Source organism: Halomonas sp. AOP43-A1-21 (assembly GCF_052376775.1).
In the GTDB taxonomy this organism is placed as follows: Bacteria; Pseudomonadota; Gammaproteobacteria; order Pseudomonadales; family Halomonadaceae; genus Vreelandella; species Vreelandella colorata.
In genome coordinates this window covers 1-16,529 of record NZ_JBQSWC010000012.1, presented here as the reverse complement: position 1 = coordinate 16,529, position 16,529 = coordinate 1, and the positions used below count along the sequence as shown (strand labels likewise).

At 52.3% G+C, this 16,529-nt stretch carries 17 protein-coding genes; 13 read left to right on the top strand and 4 right to left on the bottom strand.

Features of this window, described 5'->3' with window-relative positions; genetic code table 11:
* Positions 1-41: 41 nt before the first annotated feature.
* The 6 genes from purD (at position 42) to ACT3R7_RS08610 (ending at position 4,167) form a co-directional block, all read left to right on the top strand.
* A complete protein-coding gene (gene purD / locus ACT3R7_RS08635) occupies positions 42-1,331 on the top strand; it encodes a phosphoribosylamine--glycine ligase (protein WP_193091649.1) in 1,290 nt (429 codons plus the stop codon).
* A 55-nt stretch (positions 1,332-1,386) separates the two neighbouring features.
* Positions 1,387-1,827, top strand: a complete 441-nt coding sequence (locus ACT3R7_RS08630) for an acyl-CoA thioesterase (RefSeq protein ID WP_441675970.1) — start codon at positions 1,387-1,389, stop codon at positions 1,825-1,827.
* A complete protein-coding gene (locus ACT3R7_RS08625) occupies positions 1,827-2,699 on the top strand; it encodes a phosphoribulokinase (RefSeq protein WP_018918591.1) in 873 nt (290 codons plus the stop codon). The genes ACT3R7_RS08630 and ACT3R7_RS08625 overlap by 1 nt, the downstream gene beginning before the upstream one ends.
* 51 nt (positions 2,700-2,750) lie before the next feature.
* Complete coding sequence (locus tag ACT3R7_RS08620) at positions 2,751-3,092, top strand: histidine triad nucleotide-binding protein (protein ID WP_192539178.1); 342 nt, start codon at positions 2,751-2,753, stop codon at positions 3,090-3,092.
* A 50-nt stretch (positions 3,093-3,142) separates the two neighbouring features.
* Positions 3,143-3,784: a 2-polyprenyl-3-methyl-6-methoxy-1,4-benzoquinone monooxygenase gene (coq7, locus tag ACT3R7_RS08615; protein WP_192539179.1), complete on the top strand. Its 642-nt coding sequence runs from the start codon at positions 3,143-3,145 to the stop codon at positions 3,782-3,784.
* A gap of 224 nt (positions 3,785-4,008) precedes the next feature.
* A complete protein-coding gene (locus ACT3R7_RS08610) occupies positions 4,009-4,167 on the top strand; it encodes a DUF1328 domain-containing protein (RefSeq protein ID WP_018918588.1) in 159 nt (52 codons plus the stop codon).
* A gap of 79 nt (positions 4,168-4,246) precedes the next feature.
* On the opposite strand, the gene ettA is transcribed toward ACT3R7_RS08610, so the two are convergent.
* The 4 genes from ettA to ACT3R7_RS08590 all read right to left on the bottom strand — a co-directional run bounded on the left by ettA (position 4,247) and on the right by ACT3R7_RS08590 (position 8,393).
* Positions 4,247-5,908, bottom strand: a complete 1,662-nt coding sequence (gene ettA / locus ACT3R7_RS08605; protein WP_018918587.1) for an energy-dependent translational throttle protein EttA — start codon at positions 5,906-5,908, stop codon at positions 4,247-4,249.
* 205 nt (positions 5,909-6,113) lie between these two features.
* On the bottom strand, positions 6,114-6,320 hold the full coding sequence (locus ACT3R7_RS08600; RefSeq protein WP_018918586.1) for a PA3496 family putative envelope integrity protein: 207 nt from the start codon (positions 6,318-6,320) through the stop codon (positions 6,114-6,116).
* A gap of 135 nt (positions 6,321-6,455) precedes the next feature.
* The gene (locus ACT3R7_RS08595) at positions 6,456-6,905 is read right to left on the bottom strand and encodes a PAS domain S-box protein (RefSeq protein ID WP_192539180.1); all 450 of its coding nucleotides are present in this window, start codon (positions 6,903-6,905) and stop codon (positions 6,456-6,458) included.
* A gap of 165 nt (positions 6,906-7,070) precedes the next feature.
* Complete coding sequence (locus ACT3R7_RS08590; protein ID WP_193091650.1) at positions 7,071-8,393, bottom strand: MFS transporter; 1,323 nt, start codon at positions 8,391-8,393, stop codon at positions 7,071-7,073.
* Positions 8,394-8,474: 81 nt separating this feature from the next.
* Between ACT3R7_RS08590 and ACT3R7_RS08585 the strand changes: the two genes are divergently transcribed.
* The 7 genes from ACT3R7_RS08585 to ACT3R7_RS08555 form a co-directional block, all read left to right on the top strand.
* Positions 8,475-8,744: an Rdx family protein gene (locus ACT3R7_RS08585; RefSeq protein WP_192539182.1), complete on the top strand. Its 270-nt coding sequence runs from the start codon at positions 8,475-8,477 to the stop codon at positions 8,742-8,744.
* The gene (locus ACT3R7_RS08580) at positions 8,741-9,628 is read left to right on the top strand and encodes a DMT family transporter (protein WP_192539183.1); all 888 of its coding nucleotides are present in this window, start codon (positions 8,741-8,743) and stop codon (positions 9,626-9,628) included. Before ACT3R7_RS08585 ends, ACT3R7_RS08580 begins: the two co-directional genes overlap by 4 nt.
* A 256-nt stretch (positions 9,629-9,884) precedes the next feature.
* Positions 9,885-11,336: a TolC family outer membrane protein gene (locus ACT3R7_RS08575; RefSeq protein WP_226940121.1), complete on the top strand. Its 1,452-nt coding sequence runs from the start codon at positions 9,885-9,887 to the stop codon at positions 11,334-11,336.
* 151 nt (positions 11,337-11,487) lie between these two features.
* Positions 11,488-13,665, top strand: a complete 2,178-nt coding sequence (locus tag ACT3R7_RS08570) for a type I secretion system permease/ATPase (RefSeq protein WP_319643922.1) — start codon at positions 11,488-11,490, stop codon at positions 13,663-13,665.
* Positions 13,665-15,095 carry an HlyD family type I secretion periplasmic adaptor subunit gene (locus ACT3R7_RS08565; protein WP_193091652.1) on the top strand — a complete coding sequence of 477 codons (1,431 nt, stop codon included), beginning with the start codon at positions 13,665-13,667 and terminating at the stop codon, positions 15,093-15,095. The genes ACT3R7_RS08570 and ACT3R7_RS08565 overlap by 1 nt, the downstream gene beginning before the upstream one ends.
* Positions 15,095-15,721 (top strand): response regulator transcription factor, encoded by a 627-nt coding sequence (locus ACT3R7_RS08560; protein ID WP_192539836.1) that lies wholly within the window; start codon positions 15,095-15,097, stop codon positions 15,719-15,721. The genes ACT3R7_RS08565 and ACT3R7_RS08560 overlap by 1 nt, the downstream gene beginning before the upstream one ends.
* 249 nt (positions 15,722-15,970) lie before the next feature.
* Positions 15,971-16,529 (top strand): retention module-containing protein (locus ACT3R7_RS08555; protein WP_496199012.1); only part of this gene is annotated, 559 nt, incomplete at its 3' end.

Below are 16,529 nucleotides of genomic sequence, written 5' to 3'. Positions count from 1 at the left end.
AATGCGGCGCATAATCGCTCTCCCGTTCGAGAAGGAAGAACATGAAGGTTTTGATGATAGGTGGCGGTGGCCGTGAGCACGCGCTGGCGTGGAAATTGGCGCAATCCCAGAATGTTGAGCAGGTGTTTGTGGCGCCGGGCAATGCCGGCACCGCCACGGAAGACAAACTGACCAACGTTGATATAGCAGCCACTGATTTAGCCGGGTTGGAAGCCTTTGCGCTTAACGAGCGTATTGGTTTGACTGTGGTAGGCCCCGAGGCGCCCTTGGTTGAGGGCGTGGTTGACCGCTTTCAGGCTGCAGGCTTGACTATCTTTGGCCCTACTCAGGCGGCGGCGCAGCTTGAAGGCTCCAAGTCGTTTACCAAGGACTTTCTGGCGCGCCACGCTATTCCCACCGCTGATTATCAAACGTTTACGGCGGTAGAGCCTGCACTGGCCTATTTGCAAAAGGTCGGCGCGCCTATCGTCATCAAGGCCGACGGGCTGGCCGCCGGTAAAGGCGTTATTGTTGCCATGAGCGAAGTGGAAGCCGAAGCGGCTATTCGCGACATGCTCGAAGCCAATGCGTTTGGCGATGCAGGCGCCCGTGTGGTGATTGAAGAATTTCTGGAAGGTGAAGAGGCAAGCTTCATTGTCATGGTCGATGGTGAAAACATTGTGCCAATGGCCACCAGTCAGGACCATAAGCGTGCCTACGACGGCGATACTGGCCCCAACACGGGTGGCATGGGCGCTTATTCCCCAGCCCCTGTTGTTACGCCCGAAATTGATGCCCGCATTATGGAGCAGGTAATTGTTCCCACCGTTAAAGGAATGGCGGCTGAAGGCAACGCCTATACGGGCTTTCTATATGCTGGGTTAATGATTGATAAGGCGGGCCAGCCTAAAGTGATCGAGTACAACTGCCGCTTTGGTGACCCAGAAACTCAGCCGATCATGATGCGCTTAACGTCCGATCTCGCTGAGCTTTGCCTGGCTGGTGCGAAGGGGCAGCTGGCGGGTAAAGTTTGTCATTGGGATTCGCGCGCCGCCGTGGGCGTTGTGATGGCCGCCGGTGGATATCCAGGCAGCTATCGCAAAGGCGACGTGATCCATGGCTTCGAAAAAGCCGAGCAGCATAGCAAGGTTTTCCATGCGGGCACGACACAAAACGCTCAGGGCGAGATTACTACCTCAGGCGGTCGCGTGCTGTGTGTAACGGCACTGGGCGATAGTGTCTCAGAGGCGCAGCAACAGGCTTACCAGGGCGTCAAAGAGATTCACTGGGAAGGGGCTGAGTATCGCCGTGATATCGCTTATCGTGCTATTGCGCGCGAAGTGTTGAAGTAATTACTAAGCAGCAAACATAACAACTGATAACGATCATCACCGGAAGGAAGCAGGCATGGAACGTGTAAAGCTGGATTTTCCCGCTGAAGCGATCATTCATCGTCACCCCCTAACGGTGCGGATAACCGACATGAACTACGGGCGGCACCTGGGCCACGATGCCTTGGTGTCACTGTTGCACGAGGCCCGGGTTCAGGCGTTTGCTGCACTTGATTTACCAGAGTGGGATTTGCACGGCTATCCTAGCATAGTGGCTGATTTAGCCGTGCAGTATCAAAGCGAAGCACGTTGGCCTGAAGCGTTGGTTATTGAAACCGCAGTACCCGAGCCACAGGGCAAGGCATTAACCGTTTATCAGCGCGTTTTAACCAGCGACGAAAAGCGCATTGTGGCGACGGCCCGCGTTAACCAACTGCTTATCGACATGAAGGCTGGTCAGCCTGTCGAGGTGCCTGCGCAAGTTAAACAGGCTTTGGCCCAGGCGAGGGGGACTTAATGTCACGCGAATATCCGATTATCGCCGTGACGGGCTCGTCAGGGGCAGGCACCACGACCGTCAGGCGAAGCTTTGAGCGCATGTTTTTACGCGAAGACGTGCACGCCGCCGTGGTGGATGGCGACGCCTTTCACCGCTACACGCGTGATGACCTTCATCGCATGTTTCGTGAAGAGCCCGAGCGTAAGGATGAGCTTTCCCACTTCGCCGTAGAAGCCAATCTGCTGGATCGCCTTGAAGGTCTTTTTATTGAGTATGGCGAACATGGTTCGGGTACCTTCCGACACTATATTCATGCAGAAGATAAGCAGAAAATTGAGGCGGGTTACCGGGTCGGCACGTTTACCGAATGGCAGTCGCTGCCGTGTGGTACAGACCTGTTGTTCTATGAAGGCTTGCACGGCGGCCTGGTAACGGAAGATTACGATATTGCCCGTCATGTGGATCTGCTGGTTGGGGTCGCGCCGACCATGAATCTTGAGTGGATTCAGAAAATCGACCGTGATACCAAGCTGCGTGGTTATTCCCAAGAAGCGGTTATCGATACCATTCTGGGGCGAATGAATGACTACGTGCGCTATATCCAGCCGCAGTTTTCACGTACGCATATCAACTTTCAGCGTGTGCCTACCGTGGACACCTCAAACCCCTTTGAAGTACAGGATATTCCGACTGATGCTGAATCCTTCGTGGTGATTCGGTTTCGTGATCCTTCAACGGTGGATTTTCCCTGGTTGCTGGCAATGATCAAGGACGCCTTCATGACTCGGCCTCATACGCTGGTGGTGCCTGGAGCGCGAATGTCATTGGCTATGGAGCTGATTTTAGCACCGCTGGTACGCCATCTATTGTCACAGCGCCGCTTTCGCTAACCGTTTTGGCAAAATGCCGAGCGACAGACGTAACGATAACAAGGAGTGGGTATGGATTGTCTATTCTGTAAAATTATCAATCGTGAGATTCCAGCTGATATCGTATATGAAGACGATCACGTTCTCGCCTTTAACGACATTAGCCCCATGGCACCCACTCACCAGCTGATTATTCCCAAAAAGCACGTTGCCACCCTAAACGATATTCAGGAAGACGACCTGGCGCTAATCGGACGTTTGCAGTTCACCGCCGCCCAGCTTGCCAAGCAGCAGGGCTTTGCCGATGACGGCTACCGTGTGGTGATGAATTGCAACGAAAAGGGCGGGCAGACGGTCTACCATATCCATATGCACCTGCTCGGTGGGCGTCAATTCACCTGGCCTGCAGGCTAAACCGCCATTGTTTATTTGACTTCCCTTTTTGTCGATAAGCGGAGTAAGCCATGAAGCGTCAACTTAGTCGGTCTGATTACGTTATTCATCAGTTCGATACTGCGCTACGCTCGCTGATCCCTAACGCCGCCAAGTCGCAGCGTAATCACCCGGTTGGCAAGGTAGAGGATCTCGCGTTTGACACACATGAGCGCCGCCACACCGCTGGGTTAATGCGCACCAACCACTTGATCAGCGTGTTTAATCAAGGCCTCTACCAAGGACAGAGCGCCACTGCGGCGCTGCCTCACTCGCGTCTGCAAATGGAGCAGTCCGCGGCTGAAGCGTTTGATCATTTGGCGTGGTGTGAAGAGCGTCTGATGCAGCTAAACAGCCGGACAAGCCACTTCACTCCGCTTTTCTATGCATCAGCCTACGCAGCAGGCGCTCTATCCGGCGTGACCAGCGACCGCCTTAGCCTAGGAATGGTGGCGGCGACCCAAGAGGTGGCTGGTAAGCACTTTGAGCTGCAGCAAGCCCGGTTGATCGAGGGCGATCAGCGCTCCCAGGCATTACTTCGCCAGATGGCCACCGATGAGGCACACCATGCGCATCAGGCCATTGAGGCGGGCGGCTTACGTTTTCCCGCGCCGATTAAATGGGGTATGCGTTTTGTGGCTCAAGGGTTGACCAAAGGCGCTTACTATTTTTAAAACAATGTTTTAAAACCATGTTTTAAAAACATAGTTTTAAAAGCGTCATGTTTTGAGGTGGGCGTAAGTACTAAAAACGTACGTAAGCGCAACGATAAACGTATTGTTAATTTCTTGACGAATAGCGGATTATCGCCAAAGCTTAATTTTGTCAAAGCAGGTCGTACGTAAGGTAACGTACGCTTTTAAGTGGAAAAGCGTCACCAAGGAAAAGGAGAGAGACGATGCTAGGCAATGCGATGCTTTTTTTGATTATTGCGATTATCGCAGGTGTGCTCGGTTTTTCGGGTATTGCAGGTGTTGCGTCAACCATCGCGCAAATTTTATTTGTTCTGTTTTTAATTCTGTTCGTAGTGTCGTTATTTACCGGACGCCGTCGCTAACGTATTGATTCAGCCAAAACCAGATGAACAAAAAGCCCCATTATGGGGCTTTTTGCATACTGGCAGGCGCTAAAGCGTATTACGCATCGATACGCTTATACTTCATGCGCTTGGGCGTGTCGTTACCTACCCGCTTTTTATGATCTTCTTCATAATCGGTGTAATTACCGTCGAAGAAGACGACTTCTGAGTCACCTTCAAAAGCCAGAATATGCGTAGCAATACGATCTAAGAACCAGCGATCGTGAGAAATCACCATGGCGCAGCCTGGGAATGCCAGCAGGGCTTCTTCCAGTGCGCGTAGCGTTTCGATATCCAGGTCGTTTGAGGGCTCATCCAGCAGCAGCACGTTGGCGCCCTGTTTGAGGGTTTGGGCAAGCTGCAAACGTCCACGTTCACCGCCTGAAAGTTCATCCAGGCGCTTTTGCTGGTCGTTACCCTTAAAGTTGAAACGACCAACGTAGGCGCGCGAAGAGACTTCGTAACCATTGATGTTGAGGATATCCTGCTCGCCAGATACCGCCTGCCAAACAGTCTGCTTGTCATCCAGCGCATCGCGAAGCTGCTCGACATAAGCAATATCAACGGTTTCCCCGATGACCACTTCACCCGCGTCCGGCTGCTCTTGGCCCGTTACCAGCTTGAAGAGGGTGGATTTACCCGCACCGTTACCCCCAACAATGCCTACGATCGCGCCCTGGGGAATGGTGAACGATAGATCCTGGTAAAGCAGCTTGTCATCGAAGCGCTTGGTAACGTTATGAAATTCGATGACCTTGTCACCCAGGCGCGGGCCAGGCGGAATATAAATCTCGTTGGTTTCGTTACGCTTCTGGAAGTCGCCCGACTGCATTTCTTCAAAGCGATTAAGGCGCGCTTTGCTTTTTGCCTGACGACCTTTCGCGTTACTGCGAACCCACTCGAGCTCTTGCTTGATGGCTTTTTGACGCGAGGCTTCCTGCTTGGCTTCCTGAGTCAGACGGTGCTCTTTCTGCTCCAGCCACTGAGAGTAGTTACCCTCAAACGGAATGCCCTGGCCGCGGTCAAGTTCCAGAATCCAGCCGGCAACGTTATCCAGGAAATAACGGTCGTGGGTGATCGCCACTACGGTACCGTTATAGTCATGGAGGAAGCGCTCCAGCCAGGCAACTGATTCGGCGTCCAGGTGGTTGGTTGGCTCATCGAGCAGCAGCATGTCCGGGCTTGAAAGCAGCAGGCGGCACAGGGCAACGCGGCGGCGCTCACCACCTGATAGGTTGCCGACTTTAGCGTCCCAGGGCGGTAAGCGCAGCGCTTCTGCGGCAACGTCAAGCTTACGCTCAAGGTTGTGCGCGTCGGCTGCTTCGATCATGTTTTCAAGGCGTGCCTGCTCGCTTGCCAGGGCATCGAAGTCGGCATCAGGTTCAGCGTAGGCTGCGTACACGGCATCTAGCTTCTCTTGTGCCTCTTTAATGGCACCGAGCGCTTCCTCAACCGTATCGCGGACGTTCTTCTCATCGTCGAGCTGCGGCTCCTGAGGAAGGTAACCTACATTGATACCCGGCATCGGACGAGCTTCACCTTCAAACTCTTTATCGACACCGGCCATAATGCGCAGCAGCGTGGATTTACCAGAACCGTTCAGGCCCAGCACGCCAATTTTGGCACCCGGGAAAAACGACAGCGATATATCCTTGAGAATTTGTTTCTTGGGCGGCACGACTTTGCCAACCCGATTCATGGTGAATACGTATTGCGCCATGGAAATCCATTAGGTTGATGAAAACGACAGCAAAGTGCTGAGTAGGGCTCAAATGATAGTGCCCTACGCTTGGAAAGGCCAGAAAGCGCCGGGAATGACATAGCGCTGTGCTGTTAAAAACGGTATTGCGAATCTGGTGCTTGGGAAAGCAAGGCGCTGATAGCTTTTAAAATCAGGCTCTCTAAGCATTAAGCGCTGCCTTGGCTTAAGCGTCCCAGTCATCTTCTATGGCACGCTGCAGGCGACGTTCTTCAAGCCAGGCTTCTACCTGACGGCGAGCGCGTAGCGAATCAGCCTTGCTAGGCTTGTGCTTGCCGTAGTGTTCGTCATTCACAGCATCAAGATTATCGAACTCTTCAGCTTCATGACCTTCCGCTGAAAAATTTTCACGATTTAAGGGGTCACGGCTCATGGTATGCCCTCCAACCCAAGCCGGCGAACCGGCATCACAACGGCTTCTTTTAAGAGAAGCGCCAAACGCTAAAATAGCGCCTAGCCGCTATATAACGCCACTTGGGGTGAAGGTCAAGTATTAGTCCGGATTTTATTATGCGTGTGCTTTGCTAGGGGTGGTTTGATTGTCTTGTAATTTCGCTAACGCAAGCTGGGCTTCAACGCGTTCAGTGACATCTTTTTGTACGCCAATAAAATACATGAGGTGATCGGCCTCATCGAATACGGGCGTCATGGAGAGTTCATTCCAGAACATCGAGCCATCTTTGCGGTAGTTACGCAGAACTTCACGACAAGGCTGCAGATTCTTTAACGCATCACGAATAACGTTAAGCGCCTCTTGGTCACGGTCATCGTTTTGTAGAAAACGACAGTCGCGGTACAGAATTTCGTCGGCGCTATAACCCGTCAAGCGCTCAAACCCTTTGTTGACATAAATGAGGATATTTTCATCGCCTTCCTGCTCGGCAACAACAATGCCGTCCTGGGAAGCATCAATAATACGTTCAAGTAATTCGGGGCTGATCAGGGGAGATCGTTTCATCAAGGGATTCCTGTTGCTGCTTCGGTTCTTCCGTAGCCATGGCGCTGTGTATCAGCGCAGGAGCTAAGCGGCATTTCAAATCACTTATCTATTCTAGAATAGCAAACTATCCGCATATCGCTGCCATACGCTTGCCATGATGGCGAGCGTTGCGGTTCATTGCAATCATGATTGTTGTTCGACCTCGGGTAATTTCTGTGCGCTGAGTATCGCGCCAACTGCGGTTAAGGCTAGCAGCAAAAGTAATGCTGCGCTGCCCAGCCACTGCGCCAAGCCGCCGATAACGCCACCTACCAGCAGCATTAATACGCCTGTCAGCGTGTTGGAAAGCGCAACGTAAAGTGCACGATCATCTTGGCTCGCCATATCCACAATATACGTTTTACGTCCCAAACGGACGCCATGGTGAACGATGACCAGCAGTGCATAAACCACGGCATACGGCCAAACGCTTTGGGTCCAAGTGCCGGGTAGCCAAGCAAAGCTTGCACCGAGCAAGCAGCAGGCAACCGTGCCAATAGCGGCGTTGCGCATAACGCGACGGCTGGATTGGTCGGCCAGTTTTCCCCAGATGGGGCTTGCGACCATCCCGGCAAGCCCTGAAACCACTACCAGCAGGCCTAGCCCACTGAGTTCAGAGCCGCTTTGCTGCTGGCCAAGTAGGGCAATGTAGGGCAGGGCTAATGCACTGGAAAGCAGGAGGGCTCTGGCCACGTTGAAGTGCAGAAACGTACGGTCTTTTTTTAACAGCGATAAGCCAAGCTTAACGCTACCCCAGGCATTTTCTCCACCATCAACCGCGCCGGGTACTTCTTTAATTCGCGCCGCACAAAAAGCATTCAATAACCAGCTAAGTGCCGCCACACTTAACAAAACCGCCAGGGCAGTATTTCCGGGACGATCACCCAGCAGCATAAGTACGCCGCCCGCTGCCAGCGTGGCGCCGCCTGCCACGCTTCCACTCCATCCCATCAGCGTACCGCGACGGCGTTTGGCAATGGTTTTGCCCATAACATCTTTACTGGCGATAGAAGAAAGGCCGCGCGCTAATGACAGCAGTATTAAAACAATTAAAACGCCAGCGCCGCCTAGACTACCCCGACCGGTAAGGGCGAGCACGGCAAGTATTAACGCGGCCAATGCCTGAAGTACCGCGCCCGCCACCCATACGCCTTTTCGCTTGGGTTTTAGGCGAATAAAGCCTGCTACAAAGACCTGAGGCAGCAGGGCGCCAGATTCACGGATAGGTACCAGTAGACCCACCATCCATATCGGAGCGCCAATGATCCCCATTAGCCAGGGGAGAACTAAACGAGCGCTTGAGAGCTCATCGGCAAGCTTATTACCCAGCGATGCCCATAAATGCAGGAAAAAGTTGTGCGGCTGCTCAGAGCAGGCTTGCTCTGGGATGTCGTCACACAGGCGGTTATCTTCATCACCTGTCAGCCTTTCAAAAAGACGCGTTTGAGAAATATTGCGTTCAGCCATTGCTGTTCCTTGGCGGTTACTACCCTAGGGTGACAAAATGCAGTAAGAAACCACCACATTATACTGAGAAGGAGCTTAAGCGTGTCACGGATTAAAATTCGCTACTGCACGCAGTGCCAGTGGCTTTTACGCAGCGCTTGGTATGCCCAGGAGTTACTTTCTACCTTTGGCGAAAGCTTGGAGGAGGTAGCGCTTGCGCCTTCGCACGGCGGCACCTTTGAAATCTGGTGTGATGATACGTTGATGTGGGAGCGCAAGCGTGATGGTGGCTTCCCCGATAGCAAAGTGCTCAAGCAGCGTGTTCGTGATCAGATCGAGCCGAGCCGCGACTTGGGGCATATCGACCGATGAGCCAGGATCGGCAAGCTATTCTCTATGGGTTAGGTGCTGTTGGGCTTTGGTCAACGGTAGCGACAGCATTTAAAGTCGGCCTTGGCTGGATGACTCCACTTGAGCTGATGTGGCTTGCCGCGGTGGTTTCCTGGCTGTTGATGGGAGGCTTGGTACTCAAACAGGGCACCATGAGGCAGGCGCTCAATAGCGGATGGAAAACGGCCTTATGGGCAGGCGTTATGAATCCCGTCGCTTACTATCTGGTACTGTTTGCCGCTTACGACCGTCTGCCTGGGCAAGAGGCCATGGCCCTTAACTATACGTGGGCGCTAGCGATGGCCTTTTTAGCGGTTCCTATTCTAGGGCAACGGCTAACGCGCATGGATATTGTCGCAGGCTTAGTGGCCTATGCAGGCGTCTGGGTGATTGCAACACGCGGTGCGGTATTCAATATGTCGTTTGAAGATCCGCTTGGCGTGTTACTGGCATTAAGCTCCACGCTTCTATGGGCGCTTTATTGGCTGCTCAACGCACGCGACGAGCGGCCGCCATTAGTGGGGCAGTGGCAGAACTTTACTGTAGGACTGCCCATCTTGACCGCGCTGTTGTTAATCGGGCCGGGTTTTCAATGGCATGGCTGGAAAGCCGTCGGGGCGGGTGTGTATGTTGGGCTGTTTGAAATGGGGATCGCGTTCGTCTTATGGCAGATGGCGGTTCACAAGGTCTCGCGCACGGCTAAAGTCTCAACGCTCATTTTTCTTTCCCCGCCGGTTTCGTTGCTACTGCTCTATCTAGTCGTTGATGAGCCGCTTCTGCCTTCTACCTTTGTGGGATTGTTTTTCATTTTATTAGGATTGGCGCTGCAGCAACTTCAGAGAAAACCAGAAACGGCTGCGCTATAAAAAAATGTTTATTTTTGTTTTCATCTTGTAAATTTAGCGTAACTTTTGTTTGATACGCTTTCTTGCTAGGTAATTTTCATTAGTCTCAATAGCACAATTTCTAATAAACTATTGAAGTAAATAAAATATTAGTCTTGTATTTAATGAGATTACTAAGCGTATGGCTCCATGAAAGTGCAACGGGGTGGTGAAAGTGGCGACTCCATTGCTTGATAAGCGTTTTACGCAATAGGGATCACTCTTGATGAAAGGTAATATGAAAGTAAAACTGAAGAAGATTTTCTTACATAGTGCTATTCAGCCGCTAACAGTTGCCACTCTAGCCTGCATGCCGCTTTCGGCTTTGGCGCAATCGCTGCCTGCCAGCCTTTATACGCCTGGCTCTACAGACCTGCCGAGCACCATTCAGCAAACCATCGTATCCAATCCTGAAGTTAACGCTGCCTGGGCTAACTTTAACGCATCAGGTAGTGATGTTAGGGCCGCTCAAGGTAACTATCTGCCAACGATTGATGTAAGAGCAGGTGTAGGCCTCCAGGACCAGCAAAATGACGGTCAGGGCAGCTATAACAGTGATTTTGCCGAACTAACCCTAACGCAAGTGGTGTTTGACGGTTTTGCGACGCGTAGCGAAGTTGAGCGTCTGGGGCATACCCGTCTTATCGCTTACTTTGAATTACTGGGCACCAGCGAAAATATAGCATTAGAAGCATTTCGCACGTACTTGGATGTATTGCGTTACCGCGAGCTCGTTCGCTTGGCGCAGGATAACTACCGTCAGCACCAGCGGGTTTTCTCTCAAATTGAAGAGCGCGCTCTTGCCGGTGCGGGCAGGGGAGTGGATTTAGAGCAAATTAGCGGCCGTTTGGCGTTAGCTGAGTCGAACCTGATGTCAGAAGCCTCTAACCTTCACGATGTGACCGCCCGGTATCAGCGGATTGTCGGCACGCTACCAGCCCAGAACATGCTGCCTGCGCCGTCGCTCACAGAGCAGCTGCCAAGCAATGTCAATGCAGCCGTTGAAATGGCTTTCCAGGGTAACCCTGATTTTTATGCCGCAATGGAAAACATTGAGGTGCAGCGCGCTGAGCAAAATGGCTCTCGGGCAGCGTTTATGCCGCGTCTGGATATTCAAGGGCGTACAGGCACCAATAATCAGGACAACTCACTAACTGGACGTAGCGACGAGCATAGTATTCAACTGGTTGCCAGTATGAACATCTACCGTGGCGGCAGTGACCGAGCTGCGTTTGATGCAGCAGCAACGCGTATTGAAGAGGCTGTTAATCAGCGTGAAACGGCGTGTACGAATGTGCGCCAAACCACCCAGATTGCTTATAACGATACCCAGCGGTTAACGGAGCAGCTCAATTACTTAAACGATCACCGTCAATCTATTGACCGGGTGCGTGGTGCTTATCAACAGCAGTTTGATATTGGGCAGCGTACGTTGCTAGACGTTCTGGATAGCGAAAACGAGTACTTTGAAGCTAGCCGGGCTTACGCCAATGCTGAGTTTGATCGCACGCTAGCCGAAGCACGTACGCTCGCTGCGATGGGCCAGTTGATGCAGACCTTGGAAGTAGTGCGTGATGATATTCCAAGTTTGGCTGACCTGGGCTATGAGGACCCTTCATTAAACCCTGGCCAAGTATGTGCCACTGAAGGCCCACAGGGCTTTACATTGCAGGACTTTACTGCCGGTTAAGCAGTTTTGAGTACGCATGACTGGACCAGCCCTCTGTTAAGGCTAGGGGGTTGGATCAGGCCACCTCTGAACGATAGGATTCATGTGAAAGGCTTATATTCATGGATGGCATTTCTTAACGTACGCAACTGCTTAAAGTAACGAGGTCTTTGTGACACAAAGCAAGCTGGAAACTTCCGCCCCCCTGCAACGTGGTAGGCCAAAAGTTAATGATGAGCTTTTAGAGTGCCTTAAAGCCATTGCTACGTTTCATCAGCATGAAGTTTCTTCAGAAGCTTTGATCGCAGGCTTGCCTTTAGAAGAAGGGAAGCTAATTCCTTCTGTCTTTGGGCGAGCGGCTTCACGGGCGGGGCTTACGGCACGTATTGTAAAAAGTAAGTTGTCAGCGCTTAACCCTGCGTTGTTGCCCGCTGTTTTGTTGCTGGAACCTGGTCGTGCCTGCGTGCTGCTGGCGCTGGACCTGAAGGGTCAGAAAGCTCAGGTGATTTTTCCCGAGCTTTCAGAAGCGGCTATCGAGATGCCGCTTGGTGAGCTGTACGCAGGATATAGCGGTGAAGCCATCTACGTGCGCCCCAAGTTCAGATCAGACAACGTCTCAGAACCGGGCGTAAAAAAACAGCGTGATCAACACTGGTTTTGGGGGGTTATTCGCGAGAATCGGCGTCTCTATCGAGATATCGTACTCGGCTCGGTAGCGGTTAACCTGTTTGCCCTGGCAATGCCGCTGTTTGTACTCAATGTATATGATCGGGTCGTTCCCAATCAGGCTACCGAAACACTTTGGGTGTTGGCGATCGGCGTTTTTATTGTTTTATGCTTTGATTTGGCGCTAAGGCTTATGCGCTCGGGTTTTGTTGATTTGGCGGCAAGCCGGGCCGACGTAAAGCTGTCGTCCTCTATTATGGCCAAGTCGCTCGGCATGCGGCTGGAAGAGCGGCCTGCATCCACCGGCTCGTTTACCTCTACCTTGCAATCGTTTGAATCGGTGCGTGCGTTTATCGGCTCGGCAACGGTTTTAGGCATTGTCGATTTGCCCTTCGTGCTGCTATTTGCCGCCATTATTGCTTTGATCAACCCTTGGTTGGTACTTCCTGTACTGGCCGGAATCATATTTGTGCTGCTCTACGCGCTTGCCGCCCAGGGTAAGTTACATGAGCTTTCTCAGACGACATGGGAGGTAGGCGCCAGGCGCAATGCGTTGCTGGTCGAATCCATTTCACAGTTAGAAACAGTAAAAGCGTTGCGTGCCGAAAGCCGTATTCAACGCCACTGGGAAAAAGCGTCGGCCTTCTTATCGCGCACCGGTGCGCAGTTAAAACACGTGAGTACCTCTGTTTCAAGCGTGGCGCAGTGGGCACAGAACAGCGTGGCTGTCTGTGTGATTATTGTTGGGGTCTATCAAATTATTGAAGGTAATTTGACCCAAGGTGGATTGATTGCAGCCTATATGCTCTCGTCGCGAGCTATGGCGCCCATCAGTCAGGCTGCCGCTTTACTTGCCCAGTATCATCAATCTTCTACGGCGCTTGAGTCATTGAACAAGGTGATGGATAAGCGTGTTGAGCGCCATGAGGGAAAAGCCTACGTTGAAAAACCAAGCGTGGCCGGCAGTATTCGTCTGGACAAAGTTACCTTGCGCTACCCGGATGAAGAGCGTGATGCACTGCGTGATGTCTCTATTTCAATCAAGGCCGGAGAAAAAATTGCCTTGTTGGGGCGCATTGGTTGCGGTAAGTCGTCGCTCAATAAACTGATACTTGGTTTTTATCAACCTACCTCTGGATCTATTTTGCTGGATGGCGTCGATATCCGTCAGCTGGATCCTCTACAGCTTCGCAGCCATATCGGCTATGTGCCTCAGGATGTCAGTCTTTTTGCCGGCTCGCTGCGCGACAATATTGTAGCTGGCGGGGGGAGTGATCGTATTGATGATGACGAGTTGCTGCGTGCGCTGCAGATAGCCGGGCTTGAATCATTAGTGAATGGGCATCCGAGCGGCATTGATTTGCAGGTGGGGGAGCGTGGTCAAGCGCTTTCCGGTGGCCAAAAACAGTCGGTGGCCATTGCCCGTGCCCTGGTCCAAGACCCTTCCATATTGCTGCTGGATGAGCCCACTAGTTCAATGGATAACGCTAGTGAAGAGGCGTTTAAAGCCAACCTCACCAAAGTGGCTGAAGGTAAAACGGTATTAGTGGTTACTCACCGTACATCGCTGCTTTCACTCGTGGATCGTATTATCGTTATGGATGCTGGCAAAGTTGTGGCTGACGGTCCTCGCGATACCGTGGTCGAGGCGCTGCGAAATGGTCAGATCGGGAGGGCATCGTAATGGCAAAAAAATCCTCCTCAACGGCAGAGCAGAAGGGCTTCGATGCGATTGGTCGGTTTTCTGAAAAAGGCCAAAAGCCGTTTCGTCCTTTTATGGACCGACTGTTTGCCAAGCGCGTCACCTCAGCGCATTTGAATCGCGACTGGGCCAGTGATACGGATTGGGCGCGTATGCAGCAAGAGCCCATTCGTGCGCGGCTTTTTCTCTACACCGTCTTGTTTACCCTTATCGCACTGTTGGTATGGGCCTACTTCGCCTCTATAGATGAAGTAACGCGTGGCGCGGGCCGCGTTATACCGGCTAGTCAATTACAGCGTGTTCAATCGTTTGATGGCGGTGTCGTTGAACAAATTATGGTGAGAGAAGGGCAAATGGTGAGTGCGGGCGAAGTGTTGATGCAAATCGACCCGACCCGGTTTGTTTCTGATTTTCGTGAGAATCGCGCGCAACGTTTTGCTCTACAGGCGCGTGCTGAACGGCTACGTGCGCTGGCTACTGATACACCGTTCGAACCTTCGGAAGAGTTGCGCCAGGAAGTACCGGATATTGTCATGCAGGAGCGAGAGGCCTACGAAAGCCGGCGTGAGGAGCTGCGCGAACAGGGCAACGTCCTTGGTGATCGTATTCGCCAACGCGAAGAAGAGCTGCGTGAAGCGGTGGCGCGTCGTGATACCGCGCAGCGAGAAGTCAATATGGCAAGCCAGGAGCTTAATCTGACGCGCCCTTTGCTAGCGTCAGGCGCTGTTTCTGAAGTTGAAATCCTTCGCCTGCAGCGTCAGGTGTCTGCCGCGACCGGCGAACGGAACCAAGCTGATGCAGCAGTTGCTCGTTTAACCGCGGCCGTAGAAGAAGCTGAGACACAGCTACGCGAGCTAAGCGCAGAGCGCAGAAGCGAGTGGCGTAACGATCTTGCCCAAGCGATAGGTGATCTGAATGCGTTGCAGCAATCAGGAACAGGGCTGCAAGACCGGGTAAGGTTAACTGAAATACGCTCGCCGGTTGATGGCGTGGTTCAGCGTATTCATATCAACACTATTGGTGGTGTGGCACAGCCTGGCCAAGAAGTTGTTGAGATTGTGCCAAGTGACGACCAGCTATTGGTAGAGGCTAGAATTGCACCTCAAGATATCGCGTTTTTGCATCCCGGACAGCCAGCTACTATCAAGTTAACGGCTTACGATTACGCCATTTATGGCGGCTTACAGGCTGAGCTGGAGCTGATAAGCGCAGATACCATCACCGATGATGATAACAACACCTTTTATCTTGTTCGGGTACGCAGCTTAGAAAATGAAAGCGTTGCTGATCGGCTTCAGGTTATTCCAGGTATGACAGCACAAGTCGATATCGTGACCGGAAAAAGAACGGTAATGCAGTTTATGCTTAAGCCTGTATTAAGGGCGTGGCGTGATTCAATGGGGGAACGCTAATGACAAATTGGTTTGTGACAACAAATGGCGACCTAAAATCGCGTTGGGAGGCAGCATTTCCGGATGCGCAGTCAGCACAAGAGCACAATATTGAGAGCCAGATAAAACCGGGCGATCTTATTTGGCTGGTAACCACTGTAGAGACTTGGCCAGCGTTGGCCCGGCGCTTGGTTGCTGCCAATGTCACGGTGGTTATTTTAAGTTATATGCCTAATGATCGTGAAGCGCTAAAGGCACTGGATCAGGGGGCAAGAGGCTATGTGCATACGCTTGCGGCAGTCGACGTATTAAAGCAAGTGGCTCTGGTGGTAGCGAACCAAGGCGTATGGGTAGGACAGGAGCTGCTTTCTAAAGTATTAGGCGGGTCTTTTAAAGCGCTACAGCAGCGAACAGAGCAAAATGCGCGGCCTGCCGCTGAGTGCCTGAGCCTTCTCACTGAACGTGAGCAGAGTGTTGCGATTGCCGTAACGTCTGGCGCTGCCAACAAGGAAGTCGCTCGGCAACTGGACATTACTGAACGGACGGTCAAAGCTCACCTGAGTGCCATCTTTAAAAAGCTTGGCGTACGTGATCGCTTGCAACTCATTTTGAAACTTGCGAACAACGATTATCGCGTTAACTCTTAATGTAAAAAAGGCTGTGCTTTATGACGTTCTATACGCATTTCTGTACGTATTAAAGCACTAAGCACAGCCTGGCCCTTCTCCTGCTAATCAATGACCTGCCTGATACGATTTAATTTATATTCTGTCCAACGGTACAGTATTTTTTACTAGTCCTTATCCCTATTATGCGTTCATATGCCGTTCCTTTATCTAGCACGCCTTCATGCAGCGCTAGTCAAGACGGCCTCTCTGTTTATCCAGGAGTAACATATGGCCGCGGCAACTATTATCTCGATTACCGGACAAGCTTGGGCACGTGATGAGGCGGGCAATCTTCGCGAGCTGAGCATTGGCGACGTGTTGCAAGAAGGTGAAACACTTATTACCTCAAGCGATGGCCGGGTCGAGCTAGATTTTGCCGACAGTACGGGTATCAACCTGGTGGAAGGCGGACAAGAAGTCGTCGTGACGCCAGAGCTTGATAACGAACAGATCGTTGCTACTGATGAAGCCAGTGTTCTAGATGAAGACCTTGAGGCTCTCTTGGCCGCCCTGGATGAAGACGGCGACCTGCTTGAACTACTTGACGCGACGGCCGCTGGTGGCGCCGGCGGGGGCGGCGGCGGCAGCCACGACTTCGTGCGCGTTGCACGCGTTGCCGAAGAAACCGACCCTCTAGGTTTCGAAACAGCAGGCAGCTTAGGCGCCGCTGAGTTCTTTGAGTTAGACGGTGCTGCCTTAGCTGCCGACATTGACGATACTGATGCAGACGCAGACGCAGACGCAGACGCAGACGCAGACGCAGACGCAGACGCAGACGCAGACGCAG